This window comes from Pseudomonas sp. MPB23 (genome assembly GCF_046605395.1).
Lineage (GTDB): Bacteria > Pseudomonadota > Gammaproteobacteria > Pseudomonadales > Pseudomonadaceae > Aquipseudomonas.
This window is the reverse complement of record NZ_CP176771.1, coordinates 4,418,650-4,442,827: the sequence shown is the minus strand read 5'-3', so window position 1 is coordinate 4,442,827 and position 24,178 is coordinate 4,418,650. Positions and strand designations below refer to the sequence as shown.

Here is a 24,178-nt window from a genome sequence, read left to right as displayed (position 1 = left end):
AAGACGAACGAGCGAGCGAAATCATGAAGTGACGGATGTAGAAATTTTGTCGGTATCGGTTTTGTCACTTTCGCGACGCTGCGTGTACCCCTCCTCGACACTAAATTAATCCCGGTTTTTTGCGTCCTTACGGTGGGGTGGTTACCCCGGTGAGGGTGTTCAATTTGACTGTGGAGTCTGCGTGATTATTTCCAACGGGTTGTCCAGGGTGTGCGTGGCAGGGCTGTTGCTGGGGCTGAGCCTGGCCGCATCGGCGCGCGAGCAGGTAACGCAAGCGTCGGCGGATATCCGGCGCACCAGCTTCGGCGTGCCGCATATTCGTGCCAGCGATGAGCGCGGCCTGGGCTTCGGCATCGGTTACGCCTATGCCCAGGAGAACCTATGCCTGCTGGCCAATGAAGTGGTCACGGTGAATGGCGAGCGCGCGCGGTTTTTCGGCCCCGAGCAGTCGACCCTGGAGGAACGCAACAACCTGGCCAGCGACGTGTTCTTCACCTGGTTGAACACACCCGACGTCGTTGCCGCGTTCTGGAAGGCCCAGAGTCCGCAGATCCAGCAGCGTATCGAAGGCTACGTGGCCGGCTATAACCGCTACCTGAAGGAAAAGGGCGCGCCGGGACAGTGCCAGGGCGCCTGGGTAAGACCACTGGTGGCGGAGGACGTGGTCAAACTGACCCGTAGGCTGTTGGTGGAAGGCGGTGTCGGCCAATTCGCTGAAGCCTTGGCGGGCGCAGCGCCGCCCCAAGCCACCGCGGGCGTACTATCTGGCGCCAAGGCCTTTGCACTGGCCGCCGCGAACCAACAGCGCTTCACCCTCGACCGCGGCAGTAACGCCGTGGCGGTGGGGCGCGACCGCTCGTTCAATGGTCGCGGCATGCTGCTGGCCAATCCGCATTTTCCGTGGGTGGGCGGCATGCGTTTTTATGAGATGCACTTGACCATCCCCGGCCAACTGAACGTGATGGGCGCGGCACTGCCGGGCTTGCCGGTGATCAATATCGGCTTCAACCAGCATGTGGCGTGGACCCATACGGTGGACACGTCCAAGCACTTTACGCTGTATCGCCTGACGCTCGACCCCAAGGATTCCACGCGCTATATGCTCGATGGCAAGTCCATTGCCCTGGATAAAACCTCGGTGACTGTGCAGGTCAAGCGGCCGAACGGCAGCACTGAAGCGGTGAACCATACGGTCTACCGTTCGCAATTCGGCCCGGTGGTGCAATGGCCTGGCAAGCTGGACTGGGACCGTCATTACGCCTTCAGCCTGCGCGATGCCAACCTGGGCAATGATCGCGTTCTGCAGCAGTGGTACGCGATGAACCGCGCGCCCAGCCTCAAGGCATTGCAAGCCTCGATCCATACCCTGCAAGGCATTCCGTGGGTCAATACCCTGGCCGCGGATGACCAGGGCCAGAGTCTGTACATGAACCTGTCGGTGGTGCCCAACGTCAGCGCGGCCAAACTGGCGCAATGCAGCGACCCGCGTGCCGGCGTGCAGATGATCGTGCTCGACGGCGCCCGCAGTGCCTGCGCCTGGGACGTCGATCCACGTGCCGCCCAGGCCGGCATATTCCCGGCCGACCAATTGCCGCAACTGCAGCGTAGCGACTACGTGCAGCACGCCAATGACTCTGCCTGGATGGTCAACCCCAAGGCCCCGCTGACCGGCTTCTCGCCGGTCATCAGCCAGGACCGCATCGGCCTCGGCCCCCGTGCCCGCTTCGCCTTGCAACGCCTGCACTCGCTGGACAAGCAACCGATCGGCGTGGCTGATCTGCACAACATGGTGATGGACAACGAGGTGTACCTGGCCGGGCAAGTGATGCCGGACCTGCTTGAGTTCTGCGCCAAACACCTCGGCGCCGATATCACCACCTTGCAGCCCCTATGCAACCGTCTGAAAAACTGGGACCGGCACGCCAACCTCGACAGCGGCCTGGGCCTGGTGCACTTCATTGACCTGATCGAACATCTGCAGCCAATCCCCGATGCCTGGCGCGTCGCCTTCGACCCGACCCAACCCCTGACCACTCCGCGCGGCCTGGCCATCGAACGCGCGCCCGTCGCCAAAGCGCTGCGCGAAGCCATGCTGGCCTCGACTGCCGACATCACCCGGCGTGGTCTCCGTGCGGACAGCCAATGGGGGGACATTCAGGTTCGCGGCCAAACCCCGATCCACGGAGGCCCGCAGGAACTGGGCATCTACAACGCCATGCAAACCGTGCCCCGGGCGGACGGCAAGCGCGAAGTCGTCAGCGGCAGCAGCTACCTGCAAATCGTCACCTTCGATGACAACGGGCCCCGCGCCGAAGGGGTACTGACGTTCTCCGAATCCAGTAATCCCACGTCCAAGTATTTCAACGACCAGACCCAGGCGTTCTCCCAGAAAAAACTCCGCCCGCTGCCCTTCACCGAAGCCCAGATCCAGGCCGATCCGCAATATCAGGAGCAGCGCATCAGGGAGTAGGGCAGGCACGCAACGCCTTGATCGCAATGCGAAACATTTTTGAAATCAAGGGGTTGCAGGCATAAGCAAATGAGTACATAATGGCGCCCATCGAACGCAACGAAGCATTAAAAACTTCAATGTATTCAATGAGTTAGAGTAGAGACAGGCTTCAAAAGCCCACTCAAGTTTTTACGCGGTGAATGCCAGCAATCAGGGCGTTGATCGTTTGAGGCCGAGTAGCAAAATGGTTATGCAGCGGATTGCAAATCCGCCTACGCCGGTTCGATTCCGACCTCGGCCTCCACTCTTAAAGCCCCGTAGATCAATGGTCTACGGGGTTTTTTAATGCCTGCGATTTGGGATCCGTTCCCCAACCCTCTGCGGTTTTGGTCGCATTCGGGAATGCGGATCGGCACCTGGCGGCGTGGCATGCGGCGGGTAATTTCGTGGGTTTTACAATCTCACCCACTCGTCGATAGACTTTCTTGGTTATCCCTTCGGTGGTGTGTTCAAGCAGGCGGCTGGCGTGTGTCAGCTCGATCTCGCTGGCCGCTTTTGGGCGGATGTCATTGAACTGGAACTGGCGGATCAGCACTGCCAGGGCAGAGTCGCCATCGGCGCCTGCTTTGACGGCAGCTTTCTCGCGGGCTTCGTCCCTGCAGGTCATTGATAAAAGCGCTCAGTCCAGACTGAACCCCTTCATCCTCCAGCCGTAGGCGAAGTTTCTTCGCGGTCTTGCCCTGTTTGACCATCAGGAACTCGGCGTTTAAATCAGTGGTGGTCACTTTCAACACCTCGGCGGGGCGCTGACCGGTCAAGTAGGCGAGGTCCATGGCATCCTTGAGTTCCTGCACGGCTGCGTCGTACACGGCATTCCACACGATATCCGGTCCGCCGGACACCATCGTTATCCGGGGCAAGGTCAGCGACATCCGAGGCACCGGCAAATCCACCCGTAACGGTAGCTGGGAAGACGTGCCGCTGTCGAAAATCGTTGCCCGTAACGGCTGGACACCAGCCTGCACCATTGCCACGAAAGTCTCCCGGGCTGACCAGCTCCACGAATCTGGCTTCAGCTTTGTCACGCGTCTGGCCAAGCAATACGACTGCACCGCTAAGGTGGGCGACGGCAAATTGATGGTGATGCAGCGCCAAGCGGGGCTGAGTGCCAGCGGCAAGGTGATTGGCGCGATCACCATCACGCCCAGCGACGTAGGCCGCTGGCAGTCTCGTCGCACAAGACCGTGGCGGCCAAGCTTCAGAACAAAAGCCCGCTTGGCTGCGTTCAATCGCTCCACGGCCGGCGTGCGTCTGGAAATGCCCGGACGTACGGATCTGTTTGCTGAGCGCTCAAGCAATGCCCAGGGTTTCAAGGTGGGGCTTGATAGCGAGTATCTGGTGGATTCAGTCGAGCAGACATTCACTCAAGCTGGCTGGTCCACCACCGTCGAGTGCGGGCTGAAACGAGCGCTTAGCTGCCGCGACAGGTGCTGCCCTTTGGGAGTTTTGATGTGAATAAAGGTCTGTTTAAGTTTCTCGACCATCTTCGCTCCCTCCAAGTTTAAGAGTGGTAAGGGTTAGTAGGTCTAATTCTTCATTGATGGTGTCAAGCTCCTCCCTGATACGGAATGCTACAAGATTTGATTCCTTATCGGTTTTTTGGAGCAGCCACTGTTCTAAAGCTCCAAGTGATGAAGCGAAAAGCCTTTGATTCTGAATTAGGCTTTTAGTGGCAAATAAAAGAGTATTTTTTGGCATGGGAACTCTCTCGTTGGGTTGTTATTTTTTTGCTTTATTCTATTTTTCGCAGCAACGCGGCTCGCGATGAAACGGCAACAGACCCTAGAGCTGAAAGCGCGAGATATTCTCTCGCAATGTCACGCTGGTGCGTGCCAGTCCTTCGCTTTCCTGCTGAGCGCTGCGGAAGGCTGCAGCGGATTGCTCGGCGCTTTCGCTGACGGTCACGATGCCCCGGCTGATCTGCTCGGCAACGGTACTCTGCTGCTCGGCGGCAGCGGCGATTTGGTGGTTCATGCCGTTGATCCGCTCGATCATGGTTACGATCGTGCTTACCGCGTCACCGGCCTCGGAAACGCCGGACACCGACTGCGCACTGGAGCGCTTGCAGCGTTGCATATGCTGCGAGGTCTCGTCGGCAATTTTCTGCAGATTGGCGATTAGCCCCTCAATCTCTGATGTGGCCTTCTGGGTACGCTGTGCCAGGCTGCGCACCTCGTCGGCTACCACCGCGAAGCCGCGTCCGGCCTCGCCAGCACGTGCAGCTTCGATGGCTGCATTGAGGGCCAGCAGGTTGGTCTGGTCGGCCACCGACTTGATCACTTCAAGCACGCCGCCGATATTGCCGGTTTCATTCTTCAGCCGGCCCATGGCCATGTTGGACTGTTCGATTGTCTCAGCCAGCTCACCGATCATGTTGACGGCATCTTTGGCCTTCTGCTGGCTGTACAGGGCCGCGCTATCGGCCTCGCTGGCGGCACTGGCGGCGGATTCGGCATTGCGCGCGACATCCTGCACGGTGGCGGCCATTTGGTGAACGGCGGTGACGATCTGCTCGACCTCGCACTGTGCCGTGGCCACGCTTTCGGCGTTTCTCAGGCTCGATTGGCTAAGCTCCTGGCTGGATTCGGCCACGGTCTGTGAGGACAGGTTTATGCCCTTGGTCATGTCCCGCAGGTTCTCCTGCATGCTCAGCAGGGCGGCCATTATGCTGGCTTGTGGTGGCTTAATCGTGCGCTCGCTAGCGCGCAAATCGCCCTGGGCAACCCGTTGGGCGAGCTGGTTGAGTTCGCTCGGTTCGGCACCCAGCGCGCGCAGCAGGTTGCGGCTGATGACGTAGCCCAGTACCGCTGCTAGTAAGACGGCCAGCGCAGTAATGGCGAGCAGCAGGTTGCGTTGTGACAGATAGTTTGCATCATTTTCGCTCACCTGCAGGTCTGCCTTCTGGTTGCTGTAGCGCAGGAATTCGCCAATTGCGTGGGTCAGCTCGGCCAGTAAGGGGGTGCACTGCTCGCTGACCATGCGCAGGGCCTCGTCGTTTTCACCCTTGAACAGGTGTTCGGCAATGGTGTGCGCGACCGGTTTGTAGCGGCTCTCGACCTGCTCGATGGTTGAGAACAGTTCACGTGCTTTGGGCGACACATCATCATGGTTATCAATTGCCTGGCGTAGCGCGGCGAGGCTGCTGTCCACCATTTGTTCGTTGACGGCAATTGCGCCTCGCTGCTGTCCTCTCGCGGTGACATTGCTGTTCAAGGCGATGTTACGCAGGGCAATCGCGCGCTGGGCGGCGGCGTCGTTCAGTGTGCTGGCCAGACGGGCGCGTGCATCAATGCCATTAACATAGAGAAAAAAGTCCTTATTGCTGTTAGCCAGAGCGTACAGCGAGATAGCGGCGATCAGCAGCATAAACGCGAGCAGGCTGGCATAGCCGGCATAGAGACTGGTCCGTGTAGAGAGCCGGGGAGCGTGCGATGGCATGATGTACCTGCGTAATGGGAGGAGCAATTTAGGGACACCTGCAAGGGTATGTATTCGCCCTTGTTCCGCATCCTGCGCAGGTATTCTTTTGTTCGACGGCAACGAGTAGCGGCGTTATTTCCCGGCTAATCGAGACTTGTACAATCGTTTATATTTGTACAACTTTGTACAATCATATCGGCATGATGTCATCATGATGTCACTCAGTCCCGATGAACGGTCAGTAGCCACCGGTTTCTGGCAGGCGCGAGAGCTACGAGTCGCGGTCGACCATCAGACCGAGGCGTTCGTCGAAGCTGAGATCGTTGATGTCGAGCGTTGCGTGTTGCTCGCTGAGCGCCTTGATCATGCCGTGCAGGCGCAGGGTTTGTAGCTTGTCGAGGGTCGGGTTGGGCAGCCTGTTCGTGCTCCTTTTTCAGGTCAGTGGTAGTAGCCGGGGCCACGCAGGTTGATGTGCTCGTCGGGCAGCAGCGGCAGGTTTTGCTGGGCCAGCGGCAGTCGCTCCAGGCCTTGGCGCAGGATCGATTCGAGGTTTTTATAGCTACATGCGCCCAGTGCCAGCGCACTCTGGCACGCGGCTTCCAGCCGCGCTTCGCCGTGCTGTTTGCTCAGGCGCAGGATCCCCAGGCAGGCGCGGAAGTCGTGTTGCGGATGGATTCGGCGTTCGAGGATGTAGGCGATAACGCCAGCCGTGTTCGGCCCGGTTTGCTCTGCCCAGCGGATCAGCCGTTGCGGCGTCCACTCGGCGTGTTCGCGGTGACTTTTGGGCATGTGCTCGGTGTGGGTGGTGTGGCGGCCTTTGTGCGGCGAGCGCAGATGGCTGGCCACGCGCTGGTTGGCGTGGAAGCACTCGACGGTCTGTGCAGTCAGTCGCACTTCGAGTTGGTGCTTCACCAACTGGTACGGCACCGCGTAGAAGTGACCGTCGACCTCGACGTGGTAGTCGATGTGCACCCGCACCTTTTTCCATTCGGCGTAGACGTAGGGATGTTCCGGCAATGCTTGCATTACCGGCTGGTCAAGGGTTTCGAAGGCCGAACGGCGTGAGCCGGGCAGCTTTTTGAAGGGCTTTTGGTTGAGGCGATCCAGCAGCAGTCCGATGGCCGTGTTGAGTTCACCCAGCGAAAAGAACTGCCGATTGCGCAGCACCGCCAGGATCCAGCGCTCGACCACTTGAACACCGACTTCGACCTTGGCTTTGTCCTTGGGTTTTCGTGAGCGAGCAGGCAATACGGCGACGCCGTAGTGCTCGGCCAGATCGCGGTAGCTGGGGTTGATATCGGGCTCGTAACGGTGCGCCTTGGTCACGCCACTGCGCAGATTGTCGGGCACCAGGATCTGTGCGGTGCCGCCGAAAAAAGCAAAACAGCGGGCGTGTGAGCCCAGCCAGTCGGGCAGTTTCTGCGACCAGTTCGCCTCGATCGCTGGGAGCTGTTGGTACTGGCGGAAACAGGCATCGCTCCAGCTCGGCGTCCGACAATGATGTCGGCCAAGTCAGCCCGCAAGCGTTGAAACGGTGCAGGTAACTGCCGGCACTGCCGCTGCTGATGCGCAGGCTGGCGGCGATCTTGCGCGCGGACAGGCCGGCGTCGAACTCTAGGCGTAGTACCTCTCGAATTTTACGCATGAATATACGCTCCACGACGACCTCTTCGCTTCGATAAAAGAGGCCGATGGTAGTGAATAGTCCTGCGTTGCCGCCTGCCTGAGCGTGGGTCGGATCAGTGAGAAATCACTGTCCAAGTGCTCGTGGAATCAGTGTCCAAGTGGCCGTGGAATGAGTGTCCAAGTCAGCGTGGAATCGCTGTCCAAGTGTTCGTGGAATGGGTGTCCAAATGCGCGTGGAATCCGCACTTTGGCCTGATAGTAGCGGACCTCAACACCATTAATGTGTTGCTTCTTACATGATGCGTATCGATACGCAATAGAGTGTTCGACGGCAAAGCCAAGTCGTGGAGGGGGAGAGTTATGCGGGAGCGTGTCTCAAGTCCTGACAGTTCAGTTGCTGGAAGCAGAATGACCCGAACTATGCCTATCTGAGTGGGACCAAGGAGATTCCCTCCGCACAATTTGCCCAGGCTTGGCGCATGGCTGAACAGGTAGTTGCCGGCTTCATTGCTGATCCTGCCGGCGGCGCCCCCCCATCACTAAAAACGGTGATGATTTTTACTGCGCGCACTCCAAAAAATTAAGTGGAGGGCTCGCACTTTACGTGCTAAGTAAGGGGCTGCAGTTTAAAGAAATATCAATGGGTTGTATTAAATGTACTTTTTGCGACTTGATGTAAGCAGTGTTCGAATGATGCCTTTGCTCTTAAAGCCCCGTAGAATAATGACCTGCGGGGCTTTTTATTACATGTGATTTAACCTTAATCGGCGCGTGTCGCTCTTTGAGGAACGCTCAAGTGAAATCCAGGACGGTTCACTGAGCGTTATGGATTAACGGCGAAAGCGGAATTTTTCCCAGCCATTTTTGAATCTGAACGTTCCGGTGTCGCCTCGAATGACGTAGAGGCTTGCCCGGTAAGAAGCAGTCAATGGAGAAAAGCCAAACCGTCTGATTTTTTTATAGACCCAAACCCATCCATGGCGATTGGTAGTTTTGGTGGGTCTCAATACCATTAATAGGCTCCTTCACGCTTGATTTGGCGCCGATGATAGCTATGTGCCTCACGTCAAGGCTGTCAAATAATAACGTTTGGAAATTTCAAGCCGCTCCTGATGTCACCGGCCGGCAGGGAACGGTTCATCGTCGCAGTTAAAAGCACGTGACCGGCCTCTCGCCAACGGTGTCGCCACTCACCTTTATTTGCCTAAAAGTAACGTGTATCGCTACGCATACAAAGCCTACCATCGCGTTACACGATAGTCGTGACGCGCTGCGTTTTGCGCTGTCATAACCAGTGAGAAGTTAATCTCGTCAAGTAAGAGAGTGTTGTCATGAAGTTGAATTACCTAACTAAGGCGGCTGTTGTTGTCGCGCTGTTGTCTACGTTGTCGGGTTGCTGGATGTTTATGCCGCCGGGCGGTGGGGGTGGTGGTGGCCACGGCGGTGGTGGCGGTCACGGTCAAGGCGGCGGCGGCCCGCGTTAACGAGTTGCCAAGCGAGGCAGGCCATGAACAGTGGCCTGCCTTTTCTTTGTCTGGGATCGCTCACAGGCAAAGAGAAGTCCGCGACGGGGAGGGCTAGGCGCTATGTTCACCTTAGGCTCTCGTCTGTGAAAGACCAGAGTGGTCATGGTCGCTTTGACGACGTTGCTCATGACCGGATAGCGCGTTCTGCGCTTAAGCATTTGTATGAGGCGTCCTTCGGCGCTATCCAGAAAGAGTTGCAATAGCTGTGCAGCTTCTTGCGCAGTGCACGTCAACTTCGCGCGCACTTGGTTACGGGCGTTTGTATATAAGCCCTGTAGCGATCCATCCACAGGGTTATTCATATTTAAGTGTGCAAGAAGTTGTCAGCGGCTGCGTATCACACCGGCGAGATGGTCGCCAACAGGCCGATACCAATGGTCAACACCAAAAAGCCGAACAGGAAAAGTGCCATCTTGGCCATAGGTCCTCCGAAGGGAAGGGGGTGGGGACGAGGGCTATTGTCCGCCTGCCTGGCGTTTCGATACAGGCGCAGATTCCACAGAAAAAACCGTATCAGATGTGCTCGCCACGCCTTTAGTGCGGGCGTTGAGTGGTGATGATTGATTCAGGATCAGCGCCTGAGACACCCAGCGCGTTTCCCCCTAAGATGGCGCCCATTGCATCAACAATAAGAGTGGGCCAACCCTTGATGGAAAGACGCCAATTCAGTGGTGGCATGAAAGGCAAGAACCTGCGCTACCTCAACGAACCCTCCCAGCAGCCGACAGCAATCACGCGCGTGGGCTTTCTGTTGCTCGAACACTTCTCGCTGCCCGCATTTACCCAGACCCTCGACACCTTCGTCACCGCCAACCTGCTGCGTCCCGACCTGTTCGCCGCGCGCACCTTCGGTTGCGATACCGGCGAAGTCATCAGCGATCTGGGTCTGGTGATTCGTCCCGATGCGCGTCTGGATGCCGCCGCGCTGCAAGAACTGGAACTGCTGGTGATCTGTGGTGGTTTTCGCACGGAGCTCAAGGCCGGCGCAGATTTTATCCACCTGCTGCACAGCGCCGCCGAACAAGGCGTGCGCCTCGCCGGTTTATGGAACGGCGCCTGGTTCCTCGGGCGTGCCGGGTTGTTGCACGACTACCGCTGCGCGATCCACCCCGAACATCGTCCGGCCCTGGCGGAAGTGTCCAAAGCCACCCATGTCACCAGCGAACCCTACGTGATCGACCGCGATCGCCTCACCGCCTCAAGCCCCTCGGGCGCCTTCCACATGGCCCTGGACTGGATCAAGGGCCTGCACGGCAAGGCTCTGGTCGAAGGCATTGAGGACATTCTGGCCTTTGAAGAGTCCCGTTACCGGCGCATCAAACCCACCGAGAACGTCAGCGTCAGTGCGCCGTTGCGAGAAGTGGTGAAGTTGATGGATGCCAACCTCGAAGAACCGCTGGAACTGGACCAACTCGCTGTGTACGCCGGTCGCTCACGCCGCCAGTTGGAGCGTCTGTTCAAGGAACAGCTGGGTACCACGCCGCAACGCTACTACATGGAATTGCGCGTGACCGAAGCGCGTCGGTTGTTGCAACACACCGAGTTGTCGCAGGTGGAAGTGCTGGTGGCATGCGGGTTTGTGTCGCCGAGCCACTTCAGCAAGTGCTACAGCTCGTATTTCGGATATCGCCCCTCCAAGGAGAAGCGCTTGGTCAAGTAACCTGAGCGACGTTGAACCTTTATCTGAACGAATCTTTATCAAGGAGTGCTATGACCCTCACGCTTTCGGATCGTTATCGCGGCAGCCTGCTCGGGCTGGCGTGTGGCGACGCTGTCGGGACGAGCGTTGAATTCATGCCGCGCGGGACGTTTGAACCGCTCACGGATATGCTCGGCGGCGGGCCTTTCCAGCTCAAAGCCGGGCAATGGACCGATGACACCTCCATGGCGCTCTGCCTGGCCGAGAGCCTGCTGCACAAGCAGGGCTTCGACCCGGCGGACCAGATGACGCGCTACTTGAACTGGTGGACGTCGGGCTACTTGAGCGCCACCGGCGAGTGTTTCGACATCGGCCTGACCGTTCGCGAGGCGCTGGCGGCGTTTCAGGGCCACGGTGATCCGTTTGCGGGTTCCACGTCGGCTTTTTCCGCCGGCAATGGTTCGCTGATGCGCCTCGCGCCATTGGTGCTGTTTTACTTTCCAGATCTTCAACGTGTCGATGATTTTGCCCGCCAAAGCTCGCGCACCACGCACGGGGCTCAAGAGGCGATCGAATGCTGCGTGGTGCTCGCGCGCGCAATCAGTCAGGCTTTGAGCGGAGCGCCGAAGACGCAGCTGTTGAGTGTCTCCAGCGCCGGTCTTTGCATGCCCGGCGTCGTGGCGATTGCCCAGGGCGACTATCGCGAAAAGAGCCGTGCGCAGATCACCGGTTCCGGCTACTGCGTGGCGTCGCTGGAGGCGGCGCTCTGGTGCGTACTGACCACCGACAGCTTCGCGGCCGCCGTGCTGGCAGCCGCCAACCTGGGGGATGATGCGGACACCACCGCGGCCATCGCCGGCCAATTGGCCGGCGCGCACTATGGCGTGCAGGGTATTCCGGTGGCTTGGCTGGAAAAGCTCTGCATGCGTGAAGACATCCAGGACATGGCGGATGCCTTGTTCAAGGTCGCGACTGAAAAGGCAGGCAGCGATCAAAACCTATCCAGGCGATAAGGCCCGAGCGTCGGCAACTCCGACCCTCGTCGATCCATACTCGCCAACTGCGCCACCCATTCGGCCGTTACCGCCGCCTGGGTCAACCCAAGATGCTGGTGACCAAACGCCAGCAGCACCTTGCCTTCGCATACCCGATCTATGATCGGCAGCGAATCCGGTAACGACGGCCTGAAGCCCATCCACGGCGTGGCGTCTTGCGCACTCAGATCCTGGCGAAACAGCCCCTGGCTCAAGCGATGCAACTGCCAGGCGCGTTGCATATTGGCCGGGCGGTCGAGGCCAGCGAATTCCACCGTGCCGGCCAGACGCAAGCCGCCGGCCATGGGGGTCATGATGAACTTGCGCTCCAGGGAGGTGACGGCAAAGGGCAGGCGCTCGCGCTCGTGCGGCAGCATCAGGTGATAGCCGCGCTCGGTGTCCAGCGGGACTTTTTTGCCGGTCAGGGCGGCGGTGAGCGTGGCCGAATGGGCGCCGCAGGCAATCAGCAGCAGACGCGCGGTGAAGGCGCCCTGATCGGTGGCCAGCGTGACGCCGTCGGCGTCGACCCGTCCATTGCGCACCTGGCGTGTGAGGAACTGCACGCCGCAGGCCTTGGCCGCGTCGACTAATTCACACACCACCTGGTAAGGATCGAGAAAGTGCCCGGTACCGGGGAAAAACAATCCGCCCTGGATCCGATCGCTCAACTGCGGTGCGACTTGCCGTATGGCGTCGCCCGTCCAGACGTCCAGCGGCACATTCTGCTGCTGCATTCGCCGCTGCACCGTCTCAAGGGCCGCCCGTGAGTCCGTCCGCTCGTACACCAGCAGCGAGCCTTCTTCGCGCAACAGCCCGGGACGCCCGATGCTGTGCAGCACACGCTGCCAGGCCGCCTGGCTGTCTTCGTTCAGCGCGCGAATGCCCGCGACCGTACGCTGGTAGCGCGTCGGCCCCAGGTTGAGCAGCAGGCGGGCGAACCAGGGCAGGGCGCGGGGCAAGTATTTCCAGTCCAGGCGCAGCGGGCCCATGGGGTCCATCAGCATCGGGGGCAGGCGTTTGAGGATCGACAGGTCGGCGATGGGAAACACCTGTTCGGTCGCCAGGTGGCCGGCATTGCCATAGGAGGCGCCCATGCCGGGGGCCTGTTGGTCGATCACCACCACCTGGCGCCCCTGGCGTGCCAACTGCAGGGCGCAGGCGACGCCGATGATGCCGGCGCCGACCACGGCGACCTCTGCACGATGCGCGTCGAACATCGCCTATGCCTCCCCTTGGCCGATCAGCATTGCTCGGCCGACCAGTTGGCGTACCACTGGCGGAACAGCGCGTACTGCCGCTCGGCGTAGTGGCGCTGGGCGTCGCTGAGCACGTCTGTTTCGTTGAAGTGCAGCGCGTAGCCCGTGTCGCCGTTGAGCACCATCAGGTACTTGTAATACAGCACCAGATCGCAGCCTTCGTCGAAGGACGACAGCACTGCCAGCGCCGCTTCCAGCTCACCGGCCAGGCGCCGCGCCTTGGCGTCGCCCTTGGCCGCTTGCTTGCTGAGCGCGATCAGTTGCAGCACTTCCCGTGGCAGCGCGTTGCCCACGCCGGTGATGGCGCCGGTGGCGTTGCAGTTGACGAAACCGTGCACCACCTGAGTGTCGACGCCGACCATCAGGCTCACGCTGTCGTCATGGGAGGTGATGTGTTCCGCGGCGTAGCGCAGGTCGGCGCCGCCGCCGAATTCCTTGAAACCGATCAGGTTCGGGTGTTCGCGACGCAGCTCGAAGAACAGCTCGGCACGGGTGGCGAAACCGTAATATGGGCTGTTGTAGATCACCGCCGGCAGTTGCGGCGCGGCCTTGAGGATCGCCGAGAAGTGCGCCTTTTGCGCGGTGGCCGAGGTACCCCGCGACAGCAGGCGTGGGATCACCATCAAGCCCTGGGCACCGACCTTGGCCGCATGGGCGGCGTGGGCCACCGCTTCCCGGCTGTTCACCGCCCCGGTACCGACGATGGTCGGCACGCCAGCGGCCACCAGGCGCGCCACGCCTTCCTGGCGCTCGGCTTCGGTCAGCAGCGGCCAGTCGCCCATGGAGCCGCAATACACCACGGCGCTCATGCCGATATCGACCAACTCGCGGCCTTTGGCGACGAGAGCGTCGAAGTCCGGTGTGCGCGCGGCGGTGCACGGGGTCATCAACGCGGGAATGCAACCGGTGAAAATGGTCTCGCTCATTGTCCTGTCTCCCAGCAATGTTCAGTCAAATAAGGTCCGGGCTCAGATGCCCCAGGCAAAAGGGTCCTGCTCGTCGATCAGCAAGGTGCTGTCGGCAGTCATGTAGGCGCGGCCGGTAATGAATGGGCGCACGTGCTTGCCCTCCCATTCGTAGCGGCCTTCGAAGCGGCTACCGGTGATGCTCGCCTGTATCCACAGCTCACCAGCAGCGAGCTTGCCGTCGGCGGCCAGGCACGCCAGCTTGGCGCTGGTGCCGGTGCCGCAGGGGGAGCGGTCGTAGGCTTTGCCCGGGCACATCACGAAGTTGCGGCTGTCGGCGTGGGCGTCAGGGGCGAACAGTTCGATATGGTCGATTGGGGCTCCGTCGGCGCCATGGATGCCCTGGGCTTCGAGGGCCTTGAGCATGGCCCAGGTGTAGTCGGTGAGGGTGTCGACGTTGCCCATCTCCAGCGTCTGGCCGTGCTCGGACACCAGGAAAAACCAGTTGCCGCCCCAGGCGACATCGCCGTGGACCACGCCATGCCCCGGCACGCGCACCGGCACCTGCTGGCGATGGCGATAGGCGGGCACGTTGCGCAGGGTCACAGCGCCGTCCTCGTGCAGCGTCGCTGTCACCGGGCCGACCGGGGTGTCGAGGGTGTGCACGCCCGGCGCGATGCGCCCCAAGTGATGCAAGGACGCAACCAGGCCGATGGTGCCGTGGCCGCACATGCCCAGGTAGCCGGCGTTGTTGAAGAAGATCACCCCGCAGGTCGCGCCCGGCGTCACCGGCTCGCAATACAACGCGCCGACCAGCACATCATTGCCGCGCGGCTCCAGCAGGCAGGCGCGGCGCCATGGGTCGTGCTCGCTGCGCAAATGCTGCAACTGCTCGGCGATGGTCGCACCGGTCAGTTCGGGGAAACCGCTCATCACCAGGCGCGTCGGTTCGCCGCCGGTGTGGGAGTCGATCACATGCAATCGCTTCATAACACGCTCCTTCGCGTGGCTGGCCGTGGCCCTACAGTGAACGCATGGCCGTTGTCGCGATTGATGTTTTTTGCGCGCCACGATGACGAAATCAGCACAGTGCGCCTCGCTCGACAGCGCCCTGGCCATGGGGCAATCTGCTCGACGTCCAGGTTGATCGCAGGGAGACACACTCATGCCGCACCGCGCGTTTGCGAGCCTTTGCCAAGGCACCGAGGCTAATCGCCCCCATCGCCTTGAGCAGCTACTGGCCGGTGTGATGCAGCTATTGCCGATGCTGGATGTGATCCCCAATGCGGCGATTTTCATCAAGGATGTGCACGCCCGCTACGTCCTGGCCAACCGCACCCTGGTGCAGCGCTGTGGCCTCAAGCACTTGCAGCCGTTGCTGGGCAAGACCAGCGCCGAGGTATTCCCCGCACAGCTGGGGCCGGGTTACACCGAGCAGGATCGACGCGTGCTGGAGGACGGCTTCGTGCTCGAAGACCAGCTCGAACTGCACCTCTACGGCAGCCGCGAACCCGGCTGGTGCCTGACCCACAAATGGCCGCTGTACAACCACGAAGGCCGCATCATCGGCCTGGCCGGCATTTCGGTCGACCTGCAATCGGCCAGCGAAACCCACCCGGCTTACCAACGCCTGGCCGCCGTGGACGCGCACATCCGCACCCACTTCCACCGCCGCGTCCCCCTTGGCGAGTTAACGCGCATCGCCGGGATTTCCGTGGCTCAGCTGGAGCGCTACTGCAAACGCGTGTTCCACCTGACCCCTCGGCAGATGATCCAGAAAGTCCGCCTGGAACACGCCCACCGGTTGCTGCACGGCGACCTGCCGATCACTGAGGTCGCGTTGCAGTGCGGCTACACTGACCACAGCGCGTTCACCCGCCAGTTCAAGGCCTCGACCGGGTTCACGCCGCGCCAGTATCGGCACGCGACGGGTGCATTCCAGTAGCCGCAGGCAGTGCGATGCAACGATTGGCGCTCACGCCGCTCATATGCTTACTAGCAACTTTCGCGACGACAGAGACTGAGCTTATGACGGCGGCTGAAAACAACCATGTGAACTGGCTGGTAGGACAATCGATGCTGCACGCGGCACGCCAGCGCGCCAAGCTCTATTCGGGCCAGGGGCGGTTGTGGCAGCAGCCTTACGCGCAGACCCGGCCCCGCGATGCATTGGCGTTGTCGTCGGTATGGTTCACCGCCTATCCAGCCTCGATCGTGACCCGCGAGGGCGGCACCGTGCTGGAGGCGCTGGGGGATGAAGCGCTATGGCAGGCGTTGTCGAAGATCGGCATCCAGGGCATCCATAACGGCCCGCTGAAAAAATCCGGTGGCCTCACAGGCTCCACGCACACGCCGACCATCGACGGCAACTTTGACCGCATCAGCTTCGAGATCGACCCGCAACTGGGCACCGAGGCCCAGTTGCAAGCGTTGACGCGCATGGCGGCGGCGCACAACGCGGTGATCATCGACGATGTGATCCCGTCCCACACCGGCAAGGGCGCGGACTTTCGCCTGGCCGAGATGGCCTACGAGGACTACCCCGGCCTTTACCACATGGTGGAAATCCGCGAGGAAGACTGGCCGCTGCTGCCCGCCGTGGCCGAGGGGCGCGATGCGCAGAACCTCAGCCCGTTGCAGGTCGATGCACTGCGCGACAAGCACTACATCGTCGGCCAGTTGCAGCGGGTGATCTTCTTCGAGCCCGGCGTGAAGGAAACCGACTGGAGCGCCACCGACGTGGTCATGGGCGTGGATGGCAAGCCGCGTCGCTGGGTGTACCTGCATTACTTCAAGGAAGGCCAGCCGTCGCTGAACTGGCTCGACCCGACCTTCGCCGCGCAACAGATGATCATCGGCGATGCCTTGCACGCCATTGATGTGATGGGCGCGAAAATCCTGCGCCTGGACGCCAATGGTTTTCTCGGCGTGGAACGCAAGCTCGATGGCACCGCCTGGTCGGAAAGCCATCCGTTGTCGATCACCGGCAACCAGTTGCTCGGCGGCGCGATTCGCAAGGCCGGTGGCTTCAGTTTCCAGGAGTTGAACCTCACCGTGGATGACATTGCGTCCATGTCCCATGGCGGCGCCGACCTGTCTTACGACTTCATCACGCGCCCGGCCTACCAGCACGCGCTGCTGATGGGCGATGCCGAATTCCTGCGCCTGATGCTGCGCGAAATGCACCGCCAGGGCATCGACCCCGGCTCGTTGATCCACGCCCTGCAGAACCACGACGAGCTGACCCTGGAACTCGTGCATTTCTGGACCTTGCACGCCCACGACACCTTTCTCTACCAGGGCCAGACCTTCCCCGGCAATATCCTGCGCGAGCACATCCGCGAGCAGATGTACGAGCGCCTGGCCGGCGAGCATGCGCCGTATAACCTCAAGTTCGTCACCAATGGCGTGTCCTGCACCACCGCCAGCATTATCACGGCGGCGCTGGGGATTCGTGACCTGGATGCGATCACCTCGGCCGATATCGAGCAGATCCGCCAGATCCATCTGCTGTTGGTGATGTACAACGCCATGCAGCCGGGGGTGTTTGCCTTGTCGGGCTGGGACCTGGTCGGCGCGTTGCCGTTGGCCGCGCAGGAGGTCGCGCACTTGATGCAGGATGGCGACACCCGCTGGATTCATCGCGGCGCCTATGATCTGGTGGAGTTGAACCCGCAGGCCGAACGGTCCGCCGGGCAGATGCCGCGTTCGAGAACCTTGTACGGCAGCTTGAACAGCCAGTTGCAGGACCCCGAGTCATTCGCCTCGCAACTGCAGAAGATCCTCGCGGTACGACGCGCCTACGACATCGCCGCCAGCCGCCAGATCCTGGTGCCGGAAGTGGAAAACCCTGGCTTGCTGGTCATGGTTCACGAATTGCCGGCCGGCAAAGGCACGCAAATCACCGCGCTGAACTTCGGCGCCATGCCGATCACCGAAACCTTGTACCTGCCCGACATTGCGGCGGGGATGGTGGTGGACATCATCAACGAGCGGGTCGAAGGCGATCTCACCGCAGAGGGCGCGTTCACCATCACCCTGGATGCCTATGAGGGACTGGCGTTGCGGGTGGTCAGCAGTTCACCGATGTCGTGAGTCGGCCAACTGGAACCGATACCCCACGCCATACAGCGATTCGATAGGGGTTTCTCCCGGGCAAGCCTGTTCGAGCTTGCGGCGCAGGTTGCGGATATGGCTGTCCACCGTGCGGTCGGTGACCACGCGGTGGTCGTCGTAGATCTGGTCCAGCAATTGGTCGCGGGAGAACACGCGGCCGGCGGAGCGGGCGAAGGTGTTGAGCAGCCGCAGTTCCACGGGAGTGAGGTCCAGCGCGATGCCGTCGAGAAAGGCCTGGTACTGCGTGTCGTCGATCAGCAGGCGCGGCGCCGTGGTGCTGAGCAGTTGCGGGCTGCGGCGCAGGATGGCCTTGACCCGCGCCACTACTTCGCGCGGGCTGAAGGGCTTGCAGATGTAGTCGTCGGCGCCCAGGTCCAGGCCGAGCAGGCGGTCCACTTCCTCGACGCGCGCGGTGATCATGATGATCGGTACGCTGCTGAACCCGCGCAGGTCCTGGCACAACTGCATGCCATCGCGGCCGGGCAGCATCAGGTCGAGCAGGATCAGCTTGGGGTCGTGGGCGCGCACGGCGGGCACCACGTGCAGGCCGTTGTCCAGGCACAGGCTGGTGTGGCCGGCGGCGCTGAGGTAGTCCTGCATCAGGGTGGCGAGTTTGGGTTCGTCTTCGACGATCAGGATCGGGCGTGCATCGGTCATGGTTCACAGGCTCCGGGGCAGGCGCAGGGTCAGCCACAGGCCGCCCAGGGGCGAATGGTCGGCGCTGAGGCTGCCGCCATGGGCGAGGGCGATGCTGTGACAGATCGCCAGGCCCAGGCCGGCGCCGCCACTGGCGCGGTTGCGCGATGATTCGCCACGGTAGAAACGTTCGAACAGACGTGGCAACTGTTGGGCGGATACGCCGGGGCCCGAGTCCATGAAGTCGATGCGCACCTCATCACGCGCCAATGTGGCATTGATGCGGATCACACCGTTGGCGTCGGTATAGCGCACGGCGTTTTCCAGCAGGTTGGAAAATAGCTGCTGCAACCGGCTGGCATCTGCCACCAGTTCCAGCGGCGTGCTGGGCAGTTCCAGCTCGACGCGCAATTGACGTGCGTTCAGGCGCTCCTGGAACATGCCCACGGTGTGCCCCAACAAGTCATTGAGCATGCAGGGGCCCTTGCGGTAGGTCAGGGCGCCGACATCCGCCAGGGACAGTTCATAGAGGTCCTCCACCAGTTTGCTGAGCATGCCGACTTCGCCTTGCAGCGATTTCATCGAGCCCTGGTCCAGCGTACGCACACCGTCCTCGATCGCTTCCAGCTCGCCACGCAGCACCGACAGCGGCGTGCGCAATTCGTGGGAGACATCGGCCATGAATTCGCGGCGCATCTTCTCATTGCGCTCCAGGGTGTAGGCCAGTTGGTTGAAGTCCCGCGCCAACTGGCCCACTTCATCGTTGGAGGCCACGGCCACGCGGCTGGCATAGTCGCCGCTGGCCAGTCGATGGGTGGCGGCGGCGACGCGCTTGACCGGCTCCAGCAAGGCGCGGGCGATCCACCAGGCGATCAGCATCGCCAGCAGCAGGGAGAACACGCCCATCACCAGACTGGTGCGCAACTGGTACTGCTCGAAGCGTTCGCCACCAGCTTCGGTCACGCTCTGGAACGGGGTAACGGCCAGCCAACCGACGATTTCGCCGGCCACCTCGACGGGACGCAGCAACGCATCGTTGCCGATGGCGGGATAGCCGGTGACGCGCTGCTTGTGCTTGTCGAGCAGGGCGATGCGAAACAGAGCGCCAGTCAAGTCCGAGGCCCCCGGGGTGCTCAAATCGTTCCTCAGCGGATCTTCACCGGGCTCGGGCCGCATCATCTCAAACCAGCGGTCCGGCTGATTGCGCAGGAATTCCCAACTGCCCTCACGGGCATAGGCGCTCGCCAGGCGCGGCAGCACCGGCGCCATGCGCTCCAATGCCTGCTCATTGATGTAGCCCAGAAACCCACGCCCGAAACTCCAACTGGTGGCCACGCCCATGCTCAGGATGACCAGCAGCACACCGGCCAGCACCGCGATAAACAGCTTGGTGGAGATACTCAACTTCATCGATTCGGGCTGCTCGGGAGGGAATGCGCCCATTTAGGCCCTGGCGTGGGAAAGATTCAAGCGATGCGGGCAATCTTCAATTTTCCTGCACATTTGCCTCGCAGCATGGCGTATGGCTCAAGCCACTCCGTCTTGCAGAGGCAACTATGTCGACCAAATTCTTCGCTAAAAGGAGAAAAAGGCGTAGGAAAATTCCGTGTGCCACCCAATTTTCATAAAAGCGTAACAAACCTGCTGCACAGTTCGGGAGCCCTTAAACACAAGGAGTTCCCTTAATGAAAAGCTTGATGAAGTCTGCTGCACTCGCCGTTGCGGTTTCTCTTTGTGCCAGCTCGGTATTCGCGGCCGACAGCGTCCGCCTGACCGGTTCCGGCGCCAGTTTCCCGGCACCGATCTACCTGACCTGGTTCAAGGATTTCAGCAAGAAAACCGAAGGCGTCACCGTCGACTACCAATCCAAGGGCAGCGGCGCGGGTGTGCAGGACTTCCTGAATAAAACCGTGGACTTCGCCGCCAGCGACTCGGCCATGAAAGACGAAGACATTGCCAAGGTCGCCGAGGGCGTGCAGTTGCTGCCGATGACCGCGGGCGAAATCGTGCTGGCGTATAACCTGCCAGGCAATCCAAAGGGCCTGAAGCTGCCACGCGACGTGTACTCCAATATCTTCCTGGGCAAGATCACCAAGTGGAACGACCCACAGATCGTCGCCGCCAACCCAGGCCTGAAACTGTCCGATACGCCGATCACCGTGGTCGTGCGTGCCGACTCCAGCGGTACCACGGCGGTATTCACCAAGCACTTGGCCGCGATCAACCCTGAGTTCAAGCAGGCGTTGGGTGAGGGCAACACCGTTAACTGGCCCGCCAGCGACAAATTCATCAAATCGCCTAAAAACGATGGTGTGACCGCGACCGTTCGCCAGACTCCGGGCGCGATCGGCTACATCGAATACGGTTTCGCCAAACTGGCCAAGGTTGACTTCGCCCAGTTGCAGAACAAGGCCGGCCATTACGTCGTTCCGAACGCAGAAAGCGGCGCCGAAGCACTGGCTGCGGTGAAGATGCCGGAAAGCCTGGTGGCCTGGCTGCCGGATCCGGACGGTGCCAAGTCCTACCCGATCACGTCCTACACCTGGATGATCTTCCGCAAGGACAACGGCAACCCGGCCAAGGCCAAAGCCATGCGTGAAATGGTCGAATACAGCCTGACCGAAGGGCAGAAAATCGCCGATTCGATGGGCTATATCCCGCTGCCGCCATCGGTTGTCGATCTGGTTCGCAAAGCTTCCGCCAACATCAAGTAAGGCTCGCGAAGCCTCTTTCGGCGTGTGCTGCCAGCCACGCCGAGAGTGTTTCTCCCTTGTTCCGGAATTAGCCAATGAACTCACCTTTTGTCGTACCGGTTAATCCGGACTCTGCCTGCCAACCACCGTCCACGAAAGACTTCCTGGTTGATCGCACCTTCCGTGCGCTTGCGCGAATAGGGGTGATCCTGATTCTGGCGCTGGTCTTTGCGTTGGTATTCGAGGTAGGCCGCAAGGCGCTTCCAGGCATGGAAAAGCACGGGTTTGACGTGCTGTTGGGCAGTGTCTGGGATGTTAACCAAGGCAAGTACGGCATTCTGCCGGCGATTTGGGGCACGCTTTACAGTGCATTGATCGCGTTGCTGATCGCAGGTTTTTTCGGCGTCAGCATGGCGATTTTTCTCACACAGGATTTCTTGCCAGCAAAATTGGCCGCCGTGTTTCGCACCATCGTCGAGTTGCTCGCCGCCATCCCCAGCGTGGTGTATGGCCTGTGGGGCATCTACGTGGTGATTCCGGCGATTCGACCACTGACGGAGTGGTTGAACAGCGAATTGGGCTGGATACCGTTTTTCAGCACGTCCTTGAGTGGGCCGGGGCTGCTGCCGGCGGCGTTGGTACTGGCGATCATGATCCTGCCGACCATTGCCGCAGTTTCCCAGGACGCGCTGACCGCCGTACCGATGAAAACCAAGCAGGCCGCCTATGGCATGGGGACCACCCACTGGGAAGCGATTCTCAAGGTGATGGTGCCGTCCGCTGCCACCGGTATCTTCGGCTCACTGGTGCTGGGGTTGGGCCGGGCGCTGGGTGAAACCATGGCCCTGGCGATGCTGGTGGGTAACGCCAACAACATATCCCTGTCGCTGTTCGCACCGGCCAACACCCTGGCGGCCTTGTTGGCGCTGAACTTCCCCGAAGCCGGCCCCAATGAGATCGAGGTGTTGATGTACGCCGCACTGGTGCTGATGTTCATCACGCTGCTGGTGAATATCCTCGGCTCGATGATCATGCTCTACGCCCAACGGGGGACCAAATAATGACTGACCTCACTTCTCCTGCAGGCCGCTTGACCGTGCCGGCTGGCGCCATGCCCAGCTTGCAGCGCCGGTTCGAAGGCCGCGCCCTGCGCAGCCTGGTGTTGACCACCCTGGTCTGGGCCGGTGCGCTGTTGGCCAGCGTGCCGCTGATTTCCGTGCTGTACATGCTGATCACCCGCGGCGGCGCGCGCCTGAGCCTGGAGATCTTCACCGAACTGCCACCCACCGGTTTCGAGACCGGCGGCGGTTTCGGTAACGCGATGGCCGGCACCTTCGTCATGGTCGGTATTGCGGCGGCCATTGCGGTGCCGGTCGGCATCATGGCGGCGATCTTCTTGGCCGAACTGGGCCCGGACAGCAAGCTGGCTAACTCCGCACGCTTTGCCGCCAAGATGCTCACCGGGCTGCCCTCCATTCTGGCCGGTGTGTTTGCCTACGCCCTGGTGGTGATGACCACGGGCACCTACTCGGCACCGGCGGGTGGCGTCGCGCTGGCCGTACTGATGCTGCCGATCGTCGTACTGACGGCGGAAGAGTCGATGCGCATGGTGCCCAAGATCATGAAAGATGCTGCCTACGGCATGGGCTGCACGCGCTCGCAAGTCATCTGGAAAATCGTCCTGCCCACCGGCATGCCGGCGATCCTCACCGGCGTCATGCTGGCCGTGGCGCGCGCGGCGGGCGAAACCGCGCCGTTGTTGTTCACCGCGCTGTTCAGCAACTACTGGATCTACCACGACGGCAGCCTGGCGGTGATGAATCCGACCGCATCGCTGGCCGTCCTGATTTACAACTTTTCCGGCATGCCGTTCGACAACCAACTGGAGCTCGCCTGGGCGGCCTCGTTGGTGCTGGTGATGATTGTGCTGGTCGTGAACATCGTCAGCCGTATTTTCGGCAAACCCAAGTATTGAGAACGGGAGCATCTGAATTTTGAACGTATCCACTGCGCGAATCGCCGCTCCGTTTGTCACCCAGGCACCTGTGGTCATGGACTGCAAACTGGACAAGATTTTCTACGGCAACTTCATGGCCGTGCGTGACAGTCATGTGCCGATCGAGAAAAACAAGATCACTGGCTTTATCGGTCCCTCGGGCTGCGGCAAAAGTACGGTGCTGCGTAGCCTCAACCGGATGAACGACCTGGTCAAAGGTTTCCGCTTCGAGGGCCACGTGCATTTTCTCGGGCAGGACGTGTATGGCAAAGGTGTCGATCCTGTGGTTGTGCGCCGCTATATCGGTATGGTGTTTCAGCAGCCGAACCCGTTCTCGATGAGCATCTTCGACAACGTCGCCTTCGGCCTGCGCCTCAATCGCTACAAGGGCGACCTGGGCGACCGCGTCAAGCACGCCCTGCAAGGCGCGGCGCTGTGGGATGAGGTCAAGGACAAGCTCAAGGTCAGCGGTTTGTCGCTGTCCGGTGGCCAGCAGCAACGGCTGTGTATCGCGCGCGCCATTGCCACTGAGCCGGAGGTGCTGTTGCTGGATGAACCTTGTTCGGCACTCGACCCGATCGCTACTCGCCGAGTCGAGGAGTTGATGGTCGAGCTGAAGAAGGACTACACCATCGCACTGGTGACGCATAACATGCAGCAGGCCATCCGCGTGGCGGATACCACGGCGTTTTTCTCGGTGGATATTTCCCAGGGCACCCGTACGGGGTATCTGGTCGAGATGGGCCCAACCACGCAGATCTTCGATAACCCTCGCGAACAAATGACAGGGGATTACATCAGCGGCAAGTTCAGCTGACC

16 protein-coding genes, 1 tRNA gene and 4 pseudogenes are annotated in these 24,178 nt (G+C 60.9%); 11 read left to right on the top strand and 10 right to left on the bottom strand.

All coding sequences use genetic code 11. The features are described 5' to 3' along the window. The first annotated feature begins 181 nt into the window (after positions 1-181). The gene (locus tag ACLH0J_RS20050; RefSeq protein WP_411388677.1) at positions 182-2,470 is read left to right on the top strand and encodes an acylase; all 2,289 of its coding nucleotides are present in this window, start codon (positions 182-184) and stop codon (positions 2,468-2,470) included. Positions 2,471-2,682: 212 nt separating this feature from the next. Then, a tRNA-Cys gene (locus tag ACLH0J_RS20045) sits at positions 2,683-2,756 on the top strand. Between the two features lie 138 nt (positions 2,757-2,894). On the opposite strand, the pseudogene ACLH0J_RS20040 reads toward ACLH0J_RS20045, so the two are convergent. Next, positions 2,895-3,339 (bottom strand): annotated as a pseudogene (locus ACLH0J_RS20040) (integrase); the annotation flags it as partial. On the opposite strand from ACLH0J_RS20040, the pseudogene ACLH0J_RS20035 reads away from it, so the two are divergent. Beyond that, positions 3,338-3,967 (top strand): annotated as a pseudogene (locus tag ACLH0J_RS20035) (phage late control D family protein); the annotation flags it as partial. The pseudogenes ACLH0J_RS20040 and ACLH0J_RS20035 sit on opposite strands and share 2 nt — an antisense overlap. A gap of 12 nt (positions 3,968-3,979) precedes the next feature. Here the strand turns inward: ACLH0J_RS20035 and ACLH0J_RS20030 are convergent. The 4 genes and pseudogenes from ACLH0J_RS20030 to istA form a co-directional block, all read right to left on the bottom strand. Next, positions 3,980-4,210, bottom strand: a complete 231-nt coding sequence (locus tag ACLH0J_RS20030; protein ID WP_411388676.1) for a hypothetical protein — start codon at positions 4,208-4,210, stop codon at positions 3,980-3,982. An 84-nt stretch (positions 4,211-4,294) separates the two neighbouring features. Next, a complete protein-coding gene (locus tag ACLH0J_RS20025) occupies positions 4,295-5,950 on the bottom strand; it encodes a methyl-accepting chemotaxis protein (RefSeq protein WP_411388675.1) in 1,656 nt (551 codons plus the stop codon). 259 nt (positions 5,951-6,209) lie between these two features. Further along, a pseudogene (locus ACLH0J_RS20020) lies at positions 6,210-6,347 on the bottom strand (AAA family ATPase); the annotation flags it as partial. A 23-nt stretch (positions 6,348-6,370) separates the two neighbouring features. Then, positions 6,371-7,577: pseudogene (gene istA / locus ACLH0J_RS20015) on the bottom strand (IS21 family transposase). A gap of 2,156 nt (positions 7,578-9,733) precedes the next feature. On the opposite strand from istA, the gene ACLH0J_RS20010 reads away from it, so the two are divergent. Both ACLH0J_RS20010 and ACLH0J_RS20005 read left to right on the top strand, forming a co-directional pair. Continuing rightward, on the top strand, positions 9,734-10,744 hold the full coding sequence (locus ACLH0J_RS20010) for a GlxA family transcriptional regulator (protein WP_411388674.1): 1,011 nt from the start codon (positions 9,734-9,736) through the stop codon (positions 10,742-10,744). Positions 10,745-10,794: 50 nt separating this feature from the next. Next, complete coding sequence (locus ACLH0J_RS20005; protein ID WP_411388673.1) at positions 10,795-11,736, top strand: ADP-ribosylglycohydrolase family protein; 942 nt, start codon at positions 10,795-10,797, stop codon at positions 11,734-11,736. Here ACLH0J_RS20005 and ACLH0J_RS20000 read toward each other — a convergent pair. The 3 genes from ACLH0J_RS20000 to ACLH0J_RS19990 are packed head-to-tail and all read right to left on the bottom strand — an operon-like array spanning position 11,715 to position 14,908. Continuing rightward, complete coding sequence (locus tag ACLH0J_RS20000) at positions 11,715-12,974, bottom strand: NAD(P)/FAD-dependent oxidoreductase (RefSeq protein WP_411388672.1); 1,260 nt, start codon at positions 12,972-12,974, stop codon at positions 11,715-11,717. The genes ACLH0J_RS20005 and ACLH0J_RS20000 overlap by 22 nt on opposite strands. Before the next feature lie 23 nt (positions 12,975-12,997). Beyond that, complete coding sequence (locus tag ACLH0J_RS19995; RefSeq protein WP_411388671.1) at positions 12,998-13,939, bottom strand: dihydrodipicolinate synthase family protein; 942 nt, start codon at positions 13,937-13,939, stop codon at positions 12,998-13,000. A 42-nt stretch (positions 13,940-13,981) separates the two neighbouring features. Then, positions 13,982-14,908 (bottom strand): 4-hydroxyproline epimerase, encoded by a 927-nt coding sequence (locus ACLH0J_RS19990; protein ID WP_411388670.1) that lies wholly within the window; start codon positions 14,906-14,908, stop codon positions 13,982-13,984. Positions 14,909-15,083: 175 nt separating this feature from the next. Between ACLH0J_RS19990 and ACLH0J_RS19985 the strand changes: the two genes are divergently transcribed. Then, entirely contained in the window at positions 15,084-15,863 is a 780-nt protein-coding gene (locus tag ACLH0J_RS19985; RefSeq protein ID WP_411388669.1) for a helix-turn-helix domain-containing protein, read from the top strand. A gap of 83 nt (positions 15,864-15,946) precedes the next feature. Then, positions 15,947-18,013 carry a maltose alpha-D-glucosyltransferase gene (gene treS, locus ACLH0J_RS19980; protein ID WP_411388668.1) on the top strand — a complete coding sequence of 689 codons (2,067 nt, stop codon included), beginning with the start codon at positions 15,947-15,949 and terminating at the stop codon, positions 18,011-18,013. On the opposite strand, the gene ACLH0J_RS19975 is transcribed toward treS, so the two are convergent. After that, positions 17,999-18,691 carry a response regulator gene (locus ACLH0J_RS19975; RefSeq protein ID WP_411388667.1) on the bottom strand — a complete coding sequence of 231 codons (693 nt, stop codon included), beginning with the start codon at positions 18,689-18,691 and terminating at the stop codon, positions 17,999-18,001. The two genes, treS and ACLH0J_RS19975, sit on opposite strands and share 15 nt — an antisense overlap. Positions 18,692-18,694: 3 nt before the next feature. Then, positions 18,695-20,080, bottom strand: coding sequence for a sensor histidine kinase efflux regulator BaeS (baeS, locus tag ACLH0J_RS19970; protein ID WP_411392865.1), 1,386 nt, complete (start codon positions 20,078-20,080; stop codon positions 18,695-18,697). A 275-nt stretch (positions 20,081-20,355) separates the two neighbouring features. Between baeS and pstS the strand changes: the two genes are divergently transcribed. The 4 genes from pstS (at position 20,356) to pstB (ending at position 24,176) form a co-directional block, all read left to right on the top strand. Continuing rightward, on the top strand, positions 20,356-21,384 hold the full coding sequence (gene pstS / locus ACLH0J_RS19965; RefSeq protein WP_411388666.1) for a phosphate ABC transporter substrate-binding protein PstS: 1,029 nt from the start codon (positions 20,356-20,358) through the stop codon (positions 21,382-21,384). A 74-nt stretch (positions 21,385-21,458) separates the two neighbouring features. Beyond that, positions 21,459-22,424, top strand: coding sequence for a phosphate ABC transporter permease subunit PstC (pstC, locus tag ACLH0J_RS19960; protein WP_411388665.1), 966 nt, complete (start codon positions 21,459-21,461; stop codon positions 22,422-22,424). Beyond that, a complete protein-coding gene (gene pstA / locus ACLH0J_RS19955) occupies positions 22,424-23,338 on the top strand; it encodes a phosphate ABC transporter permease PstA (RefSeq protein WP_411388664.1) in 915 nt (304 codons plus the stop codon). Before pstC ends, pstA begins: the two co-directional genes overlap by 1 nt. A 76-nt stretch (positions 23,339-23,414) precedes the next feature. Next, positions 23,415-24,176: a phosphate ABC transporter ATP-binding protein PstB gene (gene pstB / locus ACLH0J_RS19950; RefSeq protein WP_010562760.1), complete on the top strand. Its 762-nt coding sequence runs from the start codon at positions 23,415-23,417 to the stop codon at positions 24,174-24,176. Positions 24,177-24,178 lie beyond the last annotated feature (2 nt).

Bases quoted from the DNA above. Each gene is read 5' to 3' on its own strand.
- pstB (WP_010562760.1), top strand. From the start codon at position 23,415: ATGGACTGCAAACTGGACAAGATTTTCTACGGCAACTTCATGGCCGTG.
- pstA (WP_411388664.1), top strand. From the start codon at position 22,424: ATGACTGACCTCACTTCTCCTGCAGGCCGCTTGACCGTGCCGGCTGGC.
- ACLH0J_RS20010 (WP_411388674.1), top strand. From the start codon at position 9,734: ATGGAAAGACGCCAATTCAGTGGTGGCATGAAAGGCAAGAACCTGCGC.
- ACLH0J_RS20030 (WP_411388676.1), bottom strand. From the start codon at position 4,210: ATGCCAAAAAATACTCTTTTATTTGCCACTAAAAGCCTAATTCAGAAT.
- ACLH0J_RS19985 (WP_411388669.1), top strand. From the start codon at position 15,084: ATGCCGCACCGCGCGTTTGCGAGCCTTTGCCAAGGCACCGAGGCTAAT.
- pstC (WP_411388665.1), top strand. From the start codon at position 21,459: ATGAACTCACCTTTTGTCGTACCGGTTAATCCGGACTCTGCCTGCCAA.
- pstS (WP_411388666.1), top strand. From the start codon at position 20,356: ATGAAAAGCTTGATGAAGTCTGCTGCACTCGCCGTTGCGGTTTCTCTT.
- ACLH0J_RS20000 (WP_411388672.1), bottom strand. From the start codon at position 12,974: ATGTTCGACGCGCATCGTGCAGAGGTCGCCGTGGTCGGCGCCGGCATC.
- ACLH0J_RS19995 (WP_411388671.1), bottom strand. From the start codon at position 13,939: ATGAGCGAGACCATTTTCACCGGTTGCATTCCCGCGTTGATGACCCCG.
- ACLH0J_RS20025 (WP_411388675.1), bottom strand. From the start codon at position 5,950: ATGCCATCGCACGCTCCCCGGCTCTCTACACGGACCAGTCTCTATGCC.
- treS (WP_411388668.1), top strand. From the start codon at position 15,947: ATGACGGCGGCTGAAAACAACCATGTGAACTGGCTGGTAGGACAATCG.
- ACLH0J_RS20005 (WP_411388673.1), top strand. From the start codon at position 10,795: ATGACCCTCACGCTTTCGGATCGTTATCGCGGCAGCCTGCTCGGGCTG.
- baeS (WP_411392865.1), bottom strand. From the start codon at position 20,080: ATGAAGTTGAGTATCTCCACCAAGCTGTTTATCGCGGTGCTGGCCGGT.
- ACLH0J_RS19990 (WP_411388670.1), bottom strand. From the start codon at position 14,908: ATGAAGCGATTGCATGTGATCGACTCCCACACCGGCGGCGAACCGACG.
- ACLH0J_RS19975 (WP_411388667.1), bottom strand. From the start codon at position 18,691: ATGACCGATGCACGCCCGATCCTGATCGTCGAAGACGAACCCAAACTC.